Annotated in this window: 13 protein-coding genes and 1 riboswitch; of the genes, 8 read left to right on the top strand and 5 right to left on the bottom strand. The window is 71.1% G+C overall.

The window, feature by feature from the left end; translation table 11 throughout:
* Window positions 1–25 precede the first annotated feature (25 nt).
* Both ABZ893_RS05840 and ABZ893_RS05835 read right to left on the bottom strand, forming a co-directional pair.
* On the bottom strand, window positions 26–262 hold the full coding sequence (locus ABZ893_RS05840) for a hypothetical protein (RefSeq protein ID WP_361397321.1): 237 nt from the start codon (window positions 260–262) through the stop codon (window positions 26–28).
* A gap of 102 nt (window positions 263–364) precedes the next feature.
* On the bottom strand, window positions 365–865 hold the full coding sequence (locus ABZ893_RS05835; RefSeq protein ID WP_361397319.1) for a DUF6082 family protein: 501 nt from the start codon (window positions 863–865) through the stop codon (window positions 365–367).
* Between the two features lie 307 nt (window positions 866–1,172).
* Between ABZ893_RS05835 and ABZ893_RS05830 the strand changes: the two genes are divergently transcribed.
* Entirely contained in the window at window positions 1,173–2,276 is a 1,104-nt protein-coding gene (locus ABZ893_RS05830; protein ID WP_361397316.1) for a GTP-binding protein, read from the top strand.
* Here the strand turns inward: ABZ893_RS05830 and ABZ893_RS05825 are convergent.
* Window positions 2,273–4,729: a DNA topoisomerase IV subunit A gene (locus ABZ893_RS05825; protein ID WP_361397313.1), complete on the bottom strand. Its 2,457-nt coding sequence runs from the start codon at window positions 4,727–4,729 to the stop codon at window positions 2,273–2,275. The genes ABZ893_RS05830 and ABZ893_RS05825 overlap by 4 nt on opposite strands.
* Before the next feature lie 288 nt (window positions 4,730–5,017).
* Between ABZ893_RS05825 and ABZ893_RS05820 the strand changes: the two genes are divergently transcribed.
* The 3 genes from ABZ893_RS05820 (at window position 5,018) to ABZ893_RS05810 (ending at window position 8,981) form a co-directional block, all read left to right on the top strand.
* On the top strand, window positions 5,018–6,400 hold the full coding sequence (locus ABZ893_RS05820; protein WP_361397735.1) for a pitrilysin family protein: 1,383 nt from the start codon (window positions 5,018–5,020) through the stop codon (window positions 6,398–6,400).
* Window positions 6,397–7,782, top strand: coding sequence for a pitrilysin family protein (locus ABZ893_RS05815; RefSeq protein ID WP_361397311.1), 1,386 nt, complete (start codon window positions 6,397–6,399; stop codon window positions 7,780–7,782). The genes ABZ893_RS05820 and ABZ893_RS05815 overlap by 4 nt, the downstream gene beginning before the upstream one ends.
* Window positions 7,783–8,009: 227 nt before the next feature.
* Window positions 8,010–8,168, top strand: a riboswitch (cyclic di-AMP (ydaO/yuaA leader).
* Window positions 8,169–8,180: 12 nt separating this feature from the next.
* Window positions 8,181–8,981: a M23 family metallopeptidase gene (locus ABZ893_RS05810; RefSeq protein ID WP_361397308.1), complete on the top strand. Its 801-nt coding sequence runs from the start codon at window positions 8,181–8,183 to the stop codon at window positions 8,979–8,981.
* Window positions 8,982–9,068: 87 nt separating this feature from the next.
* Here the strand turns inward: ABZ893_RS05810 and ABZ893_RS05805 are convergent, their stop codons facing one another.
* Window positions 9,069–9,350, bottom strand: a complete 282-nt coding sequence (locus ABZ893_RS05805) for an HPr family phosphocarrier protein (RefSeq protein ID WP_361397305.1) — start codon at window positions 9,348–9,350, stop codon at window positions 9,069–9,071.
* Window positions 9,351–9,655: 305 nt separating this feature from the next.
* Here ABZ893_RS05805 and ABZ893_RS05800 point away from each other — a divergent pair, with 305 nt between their 5' ends.
* The 4 genes from ABZ893_RS05800 to ABZ893_RS05785 all read left to right on the top strand — a co-directional run bounded on the left by ABZ893_RS05800 (window position 9,656) and on the right by ABZ893_RS05785 (window position 15,062).
* A complete protein-coding gene (locus ABZ893_RS05800) occupies window positions 9,656–12,490 on the top strand; it encodes a GNAT family N-acetyltransferase (RefSeq protein WP_361397302.1) in 2,835 nt (944 codons plus the stop codon).
* A 105-nt stretch (window positions 12,491–12,595) separates the two neighbouring features.
* Window positions 12,596–13,183, top strand: a complete 588-nt coding sequence (locus ABZ893_RS05795; protein ID WP_361397299.1) for a DUF5998 family protein — start codon at window positions 12,596–12,598, stop codon at window positions 13,181–13,183.
* Window positions 13,183–14,373, top strand: coding sequence for a nucleotide pyrophosphatase/phosphodiesterase family protein (locus ABZ893_RS05790; RefSeq protein WP_361397296.1), 1,191 nt, complete (start codon window positions 13,183–13,185; stop codon window positions 14,371–14,373). Before ABZ893_RS05795 ends, ABZ893_RS05790 begins: the two co-directional genes overlap by 1 nt.
* A gap of 38 nt (window positions 14,374–14,411) precedes the next feature.
* Window positions 14,412–15,062, top strand: coding sequence for a thymidine kinase (locus tag ABZ893_RS05785; RefSeq protein WP_361397293.1), 651 nt, complete (start codon window positions 14,412–14,414; stop codon window positions 15,060–15,062).
* 26 nt (window positions 15,063–15,088) lie between these two features.
* Here ABZ893_RS05785 and ABZ893_RS05780 read toward each other — a convergent pair whose 3' ends face one another.
* Window positions 15,089–15,874, bottom strand: a complete 786-nt coding sequence (locus ABZ893_RS05780; protein ID WP_361397290.1) for a VOC family protein — start codon at window positions 15,872–15,874, stop codon at window positions 15,089–15,091.
* Window positions 15,875–15,938: the final 64 nt, after the last annotated feature.

Raw genomic sequence — 15,938 nt, 5'->3', positions numbered from 1 at the left:
GCTCCGGTGCTGTCAACTGCAGAGGTCAGGAGTTCGGGATATCTGACTTGGCGCGAACGAGCGTGTCGCGCGTGATGCGGACGATTCGTTCGTAGTCGGCTCGTGCGGCGTCGGGCGGAAGCTCGGCGTCGAGCTTCTCGGTGACATCCGTGCCGATAACGGCGAAGCTGCCATCGGCAAGCTCAAAGATGTCAGGACATGTCTGGCCGGAGGCGCTGCCGCGCTCACGGGGAGACGCGCCGATGCGGCGCACGATGTTCAACGGGATCCCGGTCCTCGGACTAGGGGGCAAGATGCGGCCCCAGAGTAGCGGCTCGCCGCCTGCTGGATCAGGATGGCAAGGCTAACCTTCACCCAAGTGGCCCTATCCAACGGGAGGTTCGCCTACTACCCACCAATCCTCCGTATCTGCGTCTTCCAGGTCCATCATCAATTGGTCCACGATCTGCCCCAGTGCTGCTTCGTCTGAGGAGTCGTCCAGGCTTGCCCGGTGATGGCGCGTGGCCTTCAAGTAGTCCCGGACGATCTGGTTCTGGCAGATCACTCGAAGGTGCCCGTAGAGTTCCGGCCGACTCATGGCGCCGATCCGGTGGAAGTACAGGGCATTGGTGTACAGGGCGTTGACGAACAGGTACTGACGTTGAGTCTCGGGCGGTACAGGGTCGTCGTATGTGTCAAGGACGGCGGCCAGGGCTGGGTCGTCCATGGCCTTGCACAACAGCTCGAAGTGCAGCCGGTGCTGTTCGGTGAGTGAGGCGTGCTTGCGCCGCTGGGCGGCTTGGCCGACGGCAGTCAATGTGCCCAGAGCGAACCCCACCAGCGCGGCAGCACTCAGCGCTCGGATCCCGTTACTTTGTGTGGCCATGTCAACCCCCGATTCAGGCGACCGTTCGCCGATCGTCGGGTGCGGGGCGACGGAGTGGGACCGGCGGGCGGTGGGCGGCGCGCTAGCCGCCCCTCAGGGTGCCGAGCGGCGCTGATCGGCTGAGGAGCGGAGAGGAGGCGCACGGGGAACACGGGTCGCTCGCCCGGGGCGCCATGATTCTCGTGTGCCCAGCTCAAGACGCGAACAATCGTTCACTCCAGGGTGTATCTACGCGCTCGTATCCTGAGTCCGCCTTCATTCGTCGTAAGAACGCCGGCTCTCGCGCCGGTGTGAGAGAGGTCGCGCGTTGAGTCAGCCGAGGCAGGAGCAGCCGCAGCGGATCCCCGTCGTCGTACTCGCCGGGTTCCTGGGTTCCGGCAAGACGACCCTGCTCAACCACCTGCTGCACCACGGCGGCGGCACCCGGATCGGTGCGATCGTCAACGACTTCGGGTCCATCGAGATCGACGCGATGGCCGTCGCCGGGCAGCTCGGCGACTCCACCGTCTCCCTGGGCAACGGATGCCTGTGCTGCGCCGTCGACGCGAGCGAGCTCGACGAGTACCTGGACCGCCTCACCAGGCCGTCGGCCGGGATCGACGTCGTCGTGATCGAGGCAAGCGGCCTCGCCGAGCCGCAGGAACTCGTACGGATGGTGCTCGCCAGCGAGAACCCCCGGATCGTGTACGGCGGCCTGGTCGAGGTCGTCGACGCCGTCGAGTTCGACCAGACCAGGGAGCGCCACCCCGAGATCGACCGGCATCTGGCCATCGCGGACCTCGTGGTCGTCAACAAGGCGGACCGGGTCCCGGAGGGCGAACAGCTGCGCGTTCTCGACCTCGTACGCGGGCTCTCCGGAAGCGCGGCGGTCGTTCCCGCGACCTACGCGCGCGTGGACCCCGAGTTCCTCTTCGACTGCCGGCCGACGCGGGAGCGGATCGGGCAGCTGTCCTTCGACGACCTGCCTCGCGACGACAGTGAAAGTGCAGACGAGCACGACCACGCCCACGACGGCCACCTGCACGCCGCCTACGACTCCGCCTCCGTCGAGTCCGAAGTGCCGCTCGATCCCCGCCGGTTGATGGCCTTCCTCGACAGCAGGCCCGAGGGGCTCTACCGCATCAAGGGGTACGTCGACTTCGGCACGGCCGACGCGCGCAACAAGTACAGCGTGCACGCCGTCGGCCGCTTCCTCCGGTTCAACCCCGAGCCCTGGGCACCCGGCGAGCCCCGCCTGAGCCAACTGGTCCTCATCGGGGCCGGGATCGACACCCCGCGCCTGCGCAAGGAGTTGACCGCCTGCACACAGGACGCCCCACACACCGTTGCCGACGAGGCGAGCATGTGGGGCGTCCTGAGGTATGTACAGCACCAGGATCCGCAGGAAGCGGACCCGTCAGTGGCGGGCTAGAACGGCCCCGCCACCACCGAGATCGGCTTTCCGAGCGAGATGCCCGAGCCGTCGCGGCGCGGGTCCATCTCCGGCAGCTCCGCGGGAGTCCCGTTCTTCTGGGCCGCGCGGGCCGGTGTCGGGCCCGCCCAGCCCAGGCTCAAACAGTCCTCGCCCTTCAGGAACCGCTGGCAGCGCACGCCACCCGTGGCGCGCCCCTTGCGCGGGTACTGGTCGAACGGCGTGAGCTTCGCCGTCGTCTGCACCGAGTCGTCGAGCGTGCCGCGCGAGCCGGCCACCGTGAACACGATCGCGTCGACGGCCGGATCGACCGCGGTGAACGAGATCACCTTCGCGCCGTCGGCCAGCTTGATGCCCGCCATACCGCCCGCAGGCCGCCCCTGCGGACGCACCTGCGACGCCTGGTAGCGCAGCAGCTGGGCGTCGTCCGTGATGAAGACGAGGTCCTCCTCGCCCGTACGCAGCTCCACCGCGCCCACGATGCGGTCGCCGTCCTTGAGGCCGATGACCTCCAACTCGTCCTTGTTGGACGGGTAGTCGGGCACCACACGCTTGACGACACCCTGCTCCGTGCCGATCGCGAGACCGGGCGACGACTCGTCGAGCGTGGTCAGACAGACCACCGTCTCGTCCGCCGCCAGGGACGACAGGAACTCCTTGACGGGCGCGCCTCCGGAGAGGTTCGGCGCCGTGGCCGTCTCCGGGAGCTGCGGCAGGTCGATGACGTTGAGCCGCAGCAGACGGCCGCTGGAGGTGACCGCTCCGATCTCGCCGCGCGCGGTCGCCGGGACCGCGGAAACGATCACGTCGTGCTTGGTCCGCCGCGCGTCCTCGTCGCCCTCGGGCACGTCGGCGGACGCCGTACGCGCCAGGAGGCCCGTCGAGGACAGCAGGACGCGGCACGGGTCGTCGGCGACCTGGAGCGGCACTGCCGCGACGGCCGTACCGGCCGACTCCAGGAGCACGGTGCGACGATCGGTGCCGAACTTCTTCGCCACCGACGCCAGTTCGGCCGAGACCATCTTGCGAAGCTCGGCGTCCGACTCCAGGATCCCGGTCAGCTCGTCGATCTCGCCGTTGAGCCGGTCGCGCTCCGACTCCAGCTCGATACGGTCGAACCGGGTGAGGCGGCGCAGCGGGGTGTCGAGGATGTACTGCGTCTGGATCTCGCTCAGCGAGAAGCGCTCCATCAGGCGCTCCTTCGCCTGCGCGGAGTTGTCGCTGGAGCGGATGAGGCGGATGACCTCGTCGATGTCCACCAGGGCGACGAGCAGGCCCTCGACCAGGTGCAGCCGGTCCCGCTTCTTCGTACGGCGGAACTCGCTGCGGCGGCGGACGACCTCGAAGCGGTGGTCGAGATAGACCTCCAGAAGCTCCTTGAGGCCGAGCGTGAGGGGCTGGCCGTCGACCAGCGCCACGTTGTTGATGCCGAAGGACTCCTCCATCGGCGTCAGCTTGTAGAGCTGCTCCAGGACGGCCTCCGGCACGAAACCGTTCTTGATCTCGATGACCAGGCGCAGGCCGTGCTGGCGGTCGGTGAGGTCCTTGACGTCGGCGATGCCCTGGAGCTTCTTCGAGCCGACGAGGTCCTTGATCTTCGAGATGACCTTCTCGGGCCCGACCGCGAAGGGCAGCTCGGTGACGACGAGGCCCTTGCGGCGCGCCGTCACGTTCTCCACGGTGACCGTGGAGCGGATCTTGAAGGTGCCGCGGCCCGACTCGTAGGCGTCCTTGATGCCGGACAGGCCGACGATCCGGCCGCCGGTCGGCAGGTCGGGGCCCGGGACGAACTTCATCAGCGTCTCGAGGTCCGCGCCCGGGTGCCGGATGAGGTGCCGGGCGGCGGCGATGACCTCGCCCAGGTTGTGCGGGGGCATGTTCGTCGCCATGCCGACGGCGATGCCGGACGCGCCGTTGACCAGCAGGTTCGGGTAGGCGGCCGGGAGGACCCCGGGCTCCTGCTCCTGGCCGTCGTAGTTCGGCGCGAAGTCGACCGTGTTCTCGTCGATCGACTCCGTCATCAGCGACGTGGCGTCGGCCATCCGGCACTCGGTGTAACGCATGGCGGCCGGCGGGTCGTCGTTGCCCAGGGAGCCGAAGTTCCCGTGGCCGTCGACGAGGGGGAGACGCATCGAGAAGGGCTGGGCGAGGCGCACCAGGGCGTCGTAGATCGACGTGTCACCGTGCGGGTGCAGCTTGCCCATGACCTCGCCGACGACGCGGGCGCACTTCACGTAACCGCGGTCGGGGCGCAGGCCCATCTCGTTCATCTGGTAGACGATGCGCCGGTGTACGGGCTTCATGCCGTCACGGGCGTCCGGCAGGGCCCGGGAGTAGATCACCGAGTAGGCGTACTCCAGGAAGGAGCCCTGCATTTCGTCGACAACGTCGATGTCGAGGATCTTCTCCTCGAAGTCGTCGGGAGGCGGGGTCTTCGTGCTGCGGCGGGCCATCGCTGCTGCGGCTCCTTCACAGATGCTGCCGGGGCATGTACGAGAGTCTGACGCGCACCATTGTGGACCGCCCCACTGACAACGCCGACCGCGACCCGTCCGTACGGCGATCGGCGACCCGTCCGTACGGCGATCGGCGCTCGCTCTCGGCGTACCGCGTGCGGGAACTTCGCCAGGCGTCCGGACGCTTGCATACAGTGGCATTTCCGGATGCAGATATGAATGCGGAACCGGCGGCAGATCCGCGGTTTCCGCGATAGTTCCGCGATCGAAGGGACGTACATGCCCATGGGTCACACGGCCACCGCCGAGGCCGGTTCCAGCGGCCTGAAAGCGACCGAGCACACCCTCGCCAACGGCCTGCGCGTGGTGCTCTCCGAGGACCACCTGACCCCGGTCGCGGCGGTCTGCCTCTGGTACGACGTCGGCTCGCGCCACGAGGTCGAAGGCCGTACGGGCCTGGCGCACCTCTTCGAGCACCTGATGTTCCAGGGCTCGAAGCAGGTCCAGGGGAACGGGCACTTCGAGCTCGTGCAGGGCGCCGGCGGCTCGCTCAACGGGACGACGAGTTTCGAGCGCACCAACTACTTCGAGACCATGCCCGCCCACCAGCTGGAGCTCGCGCTCTGGCTGGAGGCCGACCGCATGGGCTCGCTGCTCGCCGCGCTCGACGACGAGTCGATGGAGAACCAGCGCAACGTCGTCAAGAACGAGCGCCGTCAGCGCTACGACAACGTCCCGTACGGCACCGCGTTCGAGAAGCTGATCGCCCTCGTGTACCCGGAGGGCCACCCGTACCACCACACGCCCATCGGTTCGATGACGGACCTGGACGCGGCCACCCTGGAGGACGCGCGGAACTTCTTCCGCACCTACTACGCGCCCAACAACGCCGTCCTCTCCGTCGTCGGGGACATCGACCCCGAGCAGGCGCTGGCCTGGGTCGACAAGTACTTCGGCTCCATCCCGCGGCACGACGGCAAGCTGCCCCCGCGTGACGGTTCGCTGCCCGAGCGCATCGGTCAGGAGCTGCGCGAGGTCGTCGAGGAGGAGGTCCCGGCGCGTGCGCTGATGGCCGCCTACCGGCTGCCCGCGGACGGCACGCGCGCGTGCGACGCGGCCGACCTGGCGCTCACGGTCCTCGGCGGCGGCGAGTCGTCCCGGATCTACAACCGTCTCGTCCGCCGTGACCAGACCGCCGTCGCCGCCGGCTTCGGCCTGATGCGGCTCTCGGGGGCGCCCTCCGTGGGCTGGCTGGACGTGAAGACGTCCGGTGACGTCGAGGTCCCGGTGATCGAGGCGGCTGTCGACGAGGAGCTGGAGCGGTTCGTCACGGAGGGCCCGACTCCGGAGGAAATGGAGCGCGCCCAGGCCCAGTTGGAGCGAGAGTGGCTCGACCGGCTCGGCACGGTCGCGGGCCGCGCCGACGAACTGTGCAAGTACGCCGTTCTGTTCGGCGACCCGCAGCTCGCCCTGACCGCCGTCCAGCGCGTCCTCGACATCACCGCCGAGGAGGTCCACGAGGTGGCCAAGGCCCATCTGCGCCCCGACAACCGCGCGGTGCTCGTCTACGAACCCACGGCCCCCGAAGAAGCCGACGAAGCCGAAGAAGCAGATGAGATGGCCGACGTGACGGCGGACGCGACCGCAGAAGAGGAGGCGGGCAAGTGACCGAGCTCGCGACCATGGACTTCCACCCGCAGCCCCAGGCCGGCGCGCCCAAGCCGTGGGCGTTCCCCGCCCCCGAGCGCGGCACGCTCGACAACGGCCTGACGGTCCTGCGCTGCCACCGCCCCGGCCAGCAGGTCGTCGCCGTGGAGGTCAATCTCGCCGCCCCCCTGGACGCCGAGCCTGCCGGCCTCGACGGCGTCGCCAACATCATGGCGAGGGCCTTCTCCGAAGGCACCGACAAGCTCGCCGCCGAGGAGTTCGCGGCCGAGCTCGAACGCTGCGGCGCGACCCTGGACGCGTACGTCGACCACCCGGGCGTACGGGTCTCCCTCGAAGTGCCCGTCTCCCGGCTGCCGAAGGCGCTCGGCCTGCTCGCCGACGCCCTCAGGGCGCCCGCGTTCGACGCCAAGGAGATCGCCCGCCTGGTGCGCAACCGGCTCGACGAGATCCCGCACGAGACGGCCAACCCGGCCTACCGCGCCGCCAAGGAGCTCTCCAAGCAGCTCTTCCCGGCCACCGCGCGCGTGTCCCGCCCCCGCAAGGGCACCGAGGAGACGGTCACCCCCATCGACGCGGCAGCCGTGCGCGCGTTCTACGAGCAGCACGTGAGCCCGGCGACGGCGACCGCGGTCGTCGTGGGCGACCTCGCCGGCACCGACCTCGACGCCCTCCTCGCGGAGACGCTCGGCGCCTGGACGGGAGGCCCGGCACAGCCGCGTCCCGTGCCGCCGGTGACCGCCGACGACCGCGGCCGCGTCGTGATCGTCGACCGGCCCGGCGCCGTACAGACGCAGCTGCGCATCGGCCGCGTCGGCTCCGACAAGCACGACCGGGTCTGGCCGGCGCAGGTGCTCGGCACGTACTGCCTGGGCGGCACCCTCACGTCGCGTCTGGACCGGGTCCTGCGCGAGGAGAAGGGCTACACCTACGGCGTGCGCGCGTTCGGCCAGGTGCTGCTCTCGGCGGCGGACGGGACGGGCGCCTCGCTGCTCAGCATCAGCGGTTCCGTGGACACCCCGAACACGGGTCCGGCGCTCGACGACCTGTGGAAGGTTCTCCGTACGCTCGCCGAGGAGGGCCTGACCGACGCCGAACGGGACGTCGCCGTGCAGAACTTGGTGGGCGTTGCCCCGCTCAAGTTCGAGACCGCCGCGGCCGTCGCGGGGACGCTCGCCGACCAGGTCGAGCAGCACCTGCCCGACGACTTCCAGGCGGAGCTGTACCGCCGGCTCGCCGCGACGGGCACCGTGGAGGCCACCGCGGCCGTCGTGAACGCCTTCCCGGCCGACCGCCTGGTGACGGTGCTCGTGGGTGACGCGGCGCAGATCGAGGAGCCCGTCCGGGCGCTCGGCATCGGAGAGGTGACCGTCGTCACCGGCTGACCGAGAGCCGGACCGAGAGTCTGGCCGAGAGTCGGACAACACGGACAACTTGCGGCCCCGGTGGGTGAGATGACCACCGGGGCCCTCGTATGTCCGAATTGGGCCGGTGGTTGCCTGTCTGCCCTGTGTCATGCACAACAAAAGCGCGGTTTTGTTTGTTGATTGAAAGTTGACCCGCTTAGCGTCGGTCCGGCTGTCCGCCAGAAGTACGCCGCGCCCGCGGCACCGGGCAGCCATCGCCGAGTCCCCCAAGGCGCGAGCCGGGGGAGCCGGGGACCCACCGCAGTCCCTGGGGTGAATCGGACGCCCTTCCCGAAGGGTGTCCGTAGGAGACCTTCCTGCTCCGAACCCGTCAGCTAACCCGGTAGGCGAGAAGGAGGGAAAGGATTCAGCGCCCCATGGCGTTCACCCGTGCCACCGGGAAGCACCGTCGCCCGAGCCGGTTCACGCGTACCACCGCGAATGTCGCCGGCGTCGCCGCGATCACCACGACCGGTGTCATCGGAGGCCTCGCCTCCCCCGCCCTCGCCGCCGAGCACACGGCCATGGAGCAGACAGGCCTGACCAAGGCCATCTCCATCGGTGACTCGCTCGCCGAGCAGATCGACGCGCAGGCCGCCGCCCAGCAGCAGGCCGCCGAGGAAGCCGCCGCGAAGGCCAAGGCGGAGGCCGAGGCCGAGGCGGAGGCCGCGCGACAGGCCGAAGAAGCCAAGCGCAAGGCGGAGGCCAAGGCCAAGGCCGAACGCGAGGCCAAGCAGCGCGCCGCCCGCGAGGCCGAGCGCAAGCGCCTGAACACCTACGTCATGCCGATCACCGGCTCGTACGTGTCCACCGGGTACAAGGCCAGCAGTGGACTGTGGTCCTCCGGCAGCCACACCGGCATCGACTTCCACGCGGCCAGCGGTACCTCCGTCCACGCCGTGGGCTCGGGCACGGTCGTCGAGGCCGGCTGGGGCGGCGCCTACGGCAACAACATCGTGATCAAGATGAATGACGGTACGTACACGCAGTACGGTCACCTGTCGTCCATCGGCGTCTCCGTCGGCCAGACCGTCACGCCCGGCCAGCAGATCGGCCTCTCCGGGGCGACCGGCAACACCACGGGCCCGCACCTCCACTTCGAGGCCCGCACGGGCCCCGACTACGGCTCTGACATCGACCCCGTCGCGTACCTGCGCGGCCACGGCGTGAACGTCTGACGCCCGTCCACACTGCCAACGACGAAAGCCCCGGCTCACCGAGCCGGGGCTTTCGACGTTACGAGTCCTACGCGTCCAGGGTGCGGCCTAGACCGTCTCGGGAAGCTCGTCCAGCCCCTCGGCGACAAGCTTGGCCAGGCGGTCGAGCGCGACCTCCGCGCCCTCGGCGTCCGAGGCCAGGGTGATCTCCTCGCCGCCCTCGGCACCCAGGCCGAGCACCGCGAGCATGGAGGCGGCGTTGACGGGGTTGCCGTCGGCCTTGGCGATCGTCACGGGGACGCCGGCCGCCGTGGCCGCGCGGACGAAGATGGAGGCGGGGCGGGCGTGGAGGCCCTCGGTCCAGCCGACGTTGACGCGGCGCTCAGCCATGTGTTGCTGCCCTTCAGGATGCTCACAGTTGTCTAGACCAGTGTCCCACACCGGTGGACGTGACCGCTGTGAGCCCTTCGCGCCGCACGCACGCGCGCGTCGGCCCTCATAGCCTGCCTGCGGCCCGCGCACCCCGCGACCGGTGCGCCACCGCGCGCGTACGCCCGCACATCGCCGGCACCCAGCCCGCACGCCACCGGCGCCCCGAGCCCGCGAACCGCGCCCGCACGCCCCGCCCACACACCCCGCGAACCACTCGCGCCGCACCCCCCACGACTGTCCGTCCCGAGCCGTACGCTTGCCCCATGCAGACCCCGTCGGACCGGCACACGTACCCCGCCCACTGGGAAGCAGACGTGGTGCTGCGCGACGGCGGCACCGCGCGCATCAGGCCCATCACCACCGAGGACGCCGAGCGGCTCACGAACTTCTACGAGCAGGTCTCGGACGAGTCGAAGTACTACCGCTTCTTCGCGCCCTACCCGCGCCTGTCCGCCAAGGACGTGCACCGCTTCACCCATCACGACTACGTGGACCGGGTGGGCCTCGCGGCCACCGTGGGCGGCGAGTTCATCGCGACCGTCCGCTACGACCGCATCAACGAGCAGGGGATGCCCGCCTCCGCGCCCGCCGACGAGGCCGAGGTCGCCTTCCTCGTGCAGGACGCCCACCAGGGGAGGGGCGTCGCCTCCACGCTCCTGGAGCACATCGCCGCCGTCGCCCGCGAGCGCGGCATCCGCCGCTTCGCCGCCGAGGTGCTGCCCGCCAACATCAAGATGATCAAGGTGTTCACGGACGCCGGGTACACCCAGAAGCGTCGCTTCGAGGACGGCGTCGTCCGCCTGGAGTTCGACCTCGAACCCACCGATGCCTCGCTCGCCGTGCAGCGCGCGCGTGAACAGCGCGCCGAGGCCCGCTCGGTGCGCGGGCTGCTCGCCCCCGGTTCCGTCGCCGTGGTCGGCGTGGGCCGCGCCCCCGGCGGAGTCGGCCGCAGCGTCCTCGACAACCTCCGCGACGCCGGCTTCACGGGCCGCCTGCACGCCGTGAACAAGGCGTTCCCCGACGACCTGCGGGACCTCGACGGCGTCCCCGCCCACCGCTCCGTCCACGACATCGACGCCGCCGAAGCGGTCGACCTCGCCGTCGTCGCGGTCCCCGCGGAGCACGTCCCCGAAGTCGTCGCCGAGTGCGGCGAGCGCGGCGTCCGGGGCATCGTCGTGATCTCCGCCGGCTACGCCGAGTCCGGCAACGAAGGCCGCGCCCGCCAGCGCGAACTGCTGCGCCAGGCCCGCTCGTACGGGATGCGGCTCATCGGGCCGAACGCGTTCGGCGTCATCAACACCTCGCCCGAGGTGCGGCTCAACGCGTCGCTCGCGCCCGAGATGCCTCGCCCCGGCCGCATGGGCCTGTTCGCCCAGTCCGGCGCCATCGGCATCGCCCTGCTCGCCCGCCTGGAGCGGCGCGGCGCCGGCGTCACCGGAGTCACCGGCGTCTCGACCTTCGTCTCCTCCGGCAACCGCGCGGACGTCTCCGGCAACGACGTGCTCCAGTACTGGTACGACGACCCGGACACGGACGTCGCCCTCATGTACCTCGAATCCATCGGCAACCCGCGCAAGTTCACCCGCCTCGCCCGCCGCACCGCCGCCGTCAAACCCCTCGTCGTCGTGCAGGGCGCCCGGCACAGCGGCATCGCCCCCCTCGGCCACGCCGTCCGCGCCACGCACCTGCCCTACGCGACGGTCTCCGCCCTGCTGCGCCAGGCGGGTGTCATCCGCGTCGAGACCATCACCGAACTCGTCGACACCGGCCTGCTCCTCGCCCGCCAGCCCCTCCCGCAGGGCCCCCGCGTCGCCATCCTCGGCAACTCGGAGTCGCTCGGCCTCCTCACGTACGACGTCTGCCTCGCCGAAGGACTGCGGCCCAAGTCGCCGCTCGACCTGACGACCGCAGCGTCCGCCGAGGACTTCCACGCGGCGCTCACCGAGGCCCTCGCGGACGACAAGTGCGACGCCGTCGTCGTCACGGCGATGCCCGCCGTGGGGGAGGCGTCAGCCGAGGACCAGGCCCTCGCCGAAGCCCTCAGCTCGGCCGCCGCCGGCACCCCCACCAAGCCCGTCCTGGTCGTCCACGTGGAACTCGGCGGCCTCGCGGAAGCGCTCTCCGCCGCCACCAGCACCGGCCCGCGCGCGCAGGCCAAGAACCACGGCGGCCCCCCGGCCGGACGCCCGCCCACGGACGAGCCCGCCCCCGCCCCCGCACTCATCCCCGCCTACCCCGCGGCCGAGCGCGCCGTCCGAGCCCTCGCCGAGGCCGTCCGGTACGCCCAGTGGCGGCGCGACTCGGTCGACCCCGGCAAGGTCCCCGTCTACGACGACATCGACGAGACCGGCGCCGCCGAGCTCATCGCGGAACTCCTGGCCAAGGACGACGCCCGGCACGGCTGCGAGCCGGCCCCCGAGGACGCCTGCGCCCTCCTCGCCCACTACGGCATCGAAGTGCGCCAGACCCTGCCCGCCCCGGGCCCCGACGAGGCGGTCGCGGCAGCCCGCGCCCTCGGCTACCCCGTGGCCCTCAAGACGACCGCCGCCCACCTGCGCCACCGCGCCGACCTCGGCGGCGTACGCCTAGACTTCTCGAACGAGACGGAGCTGCGCCGCGCCTACGAGGAGCTGTCCGACTACCTGGGCGAGCCCGAGGAGTTGCGGCCCGTAGTCCAGGCCATGGCGCCCCGCGGAGTCGACACCGTCGTCCGCGCGGTCATCGACCCGGCCGCCGGCGCGGTCCTCTCCTTCGGGCTCGCCGGCGTCGCCTCCGAACTCCTGGGCGACACCGCGCACCGCCTGATCCCCGTCACCGACCGGGACGCGCAGTCGATCGTCAGAGGCATCAAGACAGCGCCCCTGCTCTTCGGCTGGCGCGGCGCCGCACCGGTCGACACGGCCGCCCTCGAAGAGCTGCTGCAACGGGTCTCGCGGCTCGTGGACGACCACCCCGAGGTCGTCGGCGTCGACCTGGAGCCCGTCGTCGTCGCGCAGCACGGCCTGTCGGTCCTCGGCGCCTCCGTACGCCTCGCCCCGCCGCCCGCCCGCGACGACCTGGGCCCGCGCACCCTGCCCGCGTACTACACCGGCAGGTGACCGGCGTACTCCACAAGCAGGTGAGACGCGGCCCACATAGCGGGTGTCCGCTGCGCTGTCCACAGGCGCACCGCGCGCCCTCCGCCGGGCTTTAAGATGGATCCCATGGCCAAGACCAGTACGACGACCCAAGGGCTGCGCGCCGCGATCGAGCGCAGCGGCTACTACCCGGCCCTCGTGGCCGAGGCGGTGGAGGCCGCGGTCGGCGGCGAACCCATCGGTTCGTATCTGGTCCACCAGGAGACCACCTTCGACTCGAACGAGGTGCGCCGGCACGTCACCGTGCTCGTCCTCACCGGCACCCGCTTCATCGTCAGCCACACCGACGAGCAGGCCGCCGACAGCACGTCGCCGACGCCGTACGCCACGACGTCCACCGAGTCCGTGAAGCTCGGCCGGATCTCCTCCGTCGTCGTCAGCCGCGTCGTCGCGAACCCGGAGAAGTACGTCCCCGGCACCCTGCCCCGCGAGGTCGTCCTGACCATCGGCTGGGGCGCCGTCTCCCGCATCGACCTGGAGCCCGCGGCCTGCGGCGACCCCAACTGCGAGGCGGACCACGGCTACACGGGCAATTCGACCGCCGACGACCTGAGCCTGCGCGTCAGCGAGACCGGTGACGGCCCCGACGCCGTCCGCCAGACCCTCGCCTTCGCCCAGTCCCTGTCCGAGGCCACCGCGGCGACCTCCCGCTGATGGCCGCGCCCGCCTGGGAGGCCTGGCAGGAGCCGCTCGCCCTCGGATCCGCCCCCGTACCCGAGTACGGCGCGGGATCCCTCGCCGACCTGCTGCCCACGCTCGGCGCCCACCTCGGCGTCCCCGGCTGCGCCCCGGCGATCCCCGAGCTGGCCCCCGCCGACCGTGCCTGCGTCTTCCTGATCGACGGGCTCGGCTGGGAGCAGCTCAAGGCCCACCCGGACGAGGCGCCCTTCCTGACCTCGCTCCTCGCGTCCTCGCGCGGCGGCACCGGCAGCCCCATCACCGCGGGCTACCCGGCGACCACCGCGACGTCCCTCGCCTCCGTCGGCACCGGCCTGCCCCCCGGCGCGCACGGCCTCCCCGGCTACACCGTCCGTAACCCCGACACCGGCGAGCTGATGAACCAGCTCCGCTGGATGCCCTGGACGCAGCCGCAGGTCTGGCAGCCGTACCCGACGATCTTCCAGCGCGCGCACGACGCCGGGGTGCACACCGCGCAGGTCTCCGCGCCCGCCTTCGAGTCGACGCCCCTCACGAAGATCGCCCTCAGCGGCGGCACCTTCCGCGGGCGCCTCTCCGGCGAGGACCGCATGGACCTGGCCGCCGAACAACTGGCCGCCGGCGACCGGTCGTTGGTCTACACGTACTACAGCGAGGTCGACGGCAAGGGCCACCGCTTCGGCGTCGACTCCGACCCCTGGCGCGGCCAGCTCATGTACGTCGACCGGCTCGCCCAGCGCCTCGCCGAACAGCTCCCGCCGCGCAGCGCCCTGTACATCACCGCCGACCACGGCATGATCGACATCCCGTTCGACGAGCAGTCCCGAATCGACTTCGACGAGGACTGGGAGCTGCGCGCCGGCGTCGCCCTGCTCGGTGGCGAGGGCCGCGCCCGCCACGTCTACGCGGTCCCGGGCGCCGAGGCCGACGTGCTGACCGTGTGGCGCGAGGTGCTCGGCGAGCAGTTCTGGATCGCGAGCCGCGACGAGGCGATCGAGGCCGGCTGGTTCGGCCCGCACGTCGACGAGCGGGTGTACGCGCGCCTGGGCGACGTCATCGCGGCCGCCCACGACGACGTGGTCATCATCGCCTCGGAGAACGAGCCCAACGAGTCGGCCATGGTCGGCAACCACGGCTCCATGACGCCTGCCGAGCAGCTCGTCCCGCTGCTCGAAGTACGCGCCTGACCCTCCCCCCACACCCGCTGAAAGGCCCTCGACTCCCCATGCCCGAGCTCGTGTTCTTCTCCGGAACGATGGACTGCGGGAAGAGCACCCTCGCTCTCCAGATAGAGCACAACCGCTCGGCACGCGGCCTCAAGGGCCTGATCCTCACCCGGGACGACCGCGCCGGCGAGGGCAAGCTGTCCTCCCGTCTCGGCCTCGTCACCGACGCCGTCGAGGTCGCCGACGACCTCGACCTGTACGCGTACGTCGTCGACCAGCTGTCCCAGGGCGGCCGCGTCGACTACGTCATCGCGGACGAGGCGCAGTTCCTCGCCCCCGCCCAGATCGACCAGCTCGCCCGCGTCGTCGACGACCTCGGCCTCGACGTCTACGCCTTCGGCATCACGACCGACTTCCGGTCCAAGCTGTTCCCCGGCTCGCAGCGCCTGGTCGAACTCGCCGACCGTGTCGAGGTGCTCCAGGTCGAGGCCCTGTGCTGGTGCGGCGCCCGCGCCACGCACAACGCCCGCACGGTCGGCGGCCGGATGGTCGTAGAAGGCGCCCAGGTCGTCGTCGGAGACGTCGACGGCAGCGACGACGAGGTCGGCTACGAGGTCCTGTGCCGGCGCCACCACAGCCGCCGCCTCACCTCGGCGGCGTCCCGCTCCGGCACCCTCTCCCCGGACGTACTCCCCGTCGCCTCGGACTGACCCCCGGCCCTCTCCACGGACCGCCCCTAGCGCTCCTCCGGCGGAGCCGACCGTACGAGCGTGAACACCGCGCCCTCCGGATCCGCGACCGTCGCCACCCGGCCGTGCGAACTGTCCCGCGCGGGCCTCAGCACATGCCCGCCCAGCTCCTCGACCAGCGCCACGGACTCGTCCACGTCCGCGACCTCGAAGTACGTCATCCAGTGCGCACCCCGGTCGCGCGGCAGCGCCTGCCCCACGCCGTGCACCGCCGCCACCGGCGTGCCGTTCAGGCGCAGCGTCAGATAGTCCAGGTCGGCCGAGACGACGGCCTCCTCCTCGTAACCGAACGTCGCCTCGTAGAACTTCGCGACACCGGCGGTCTCCTGGGTCACCAGTTCGTTCCACGCGGGCGCGCCCGGCACCCCGGTGAGCGCCATCCCCAGATGCCCGGCCGGCTGCCAGATGCCGAACACCGCGCCAGCGGGGTCCGACGCGATGGCCATCCGCCCCGCGTCGTCGGCGTCCAGCGGGCCGACGCCGACGGTGCCGCCACAGTGACGGATGTTCTCGGCCGTGGCGTCCACGTCGTCCGAGGCGAGGTAGGGGGTCCAGGCGACGGGCAGATGGCGGTCGGGCGGCAGCTGCCCGATGCCCGCCACCTCCTGACCGTCGAGCAGGGCTCGCACATAGGGTCCGAGCTGCTGCGGTCCCGGCCGGAACTCCCAGCCGAACAACGCCGCGTAGAACTCCTGGGTCGCCGCCATGCCGTGCACCATGAGACTCACCCAGCAGGGGGTGCCCGGCGCCCGCCTGGCTGCTGCCTCGGTCATCGTCACTGTCTCCTCGGGAACGAAATCACGTGTCGCGACGCGCCCGAGCCGATCGTGGCATCCC

Origin of the sequence: Streptomyces sp. NPDC046821 (genome assembly GCF_040645335.1) — a bacterium.
GTDB lineage: Bacteria > Actinomycetota > Actinomycetes > Streptomycetales > Streptomycetaceae > Streptomyces.
This window is presented reverse-complemented; position numbering and strand designations above follow the sequence as displayed.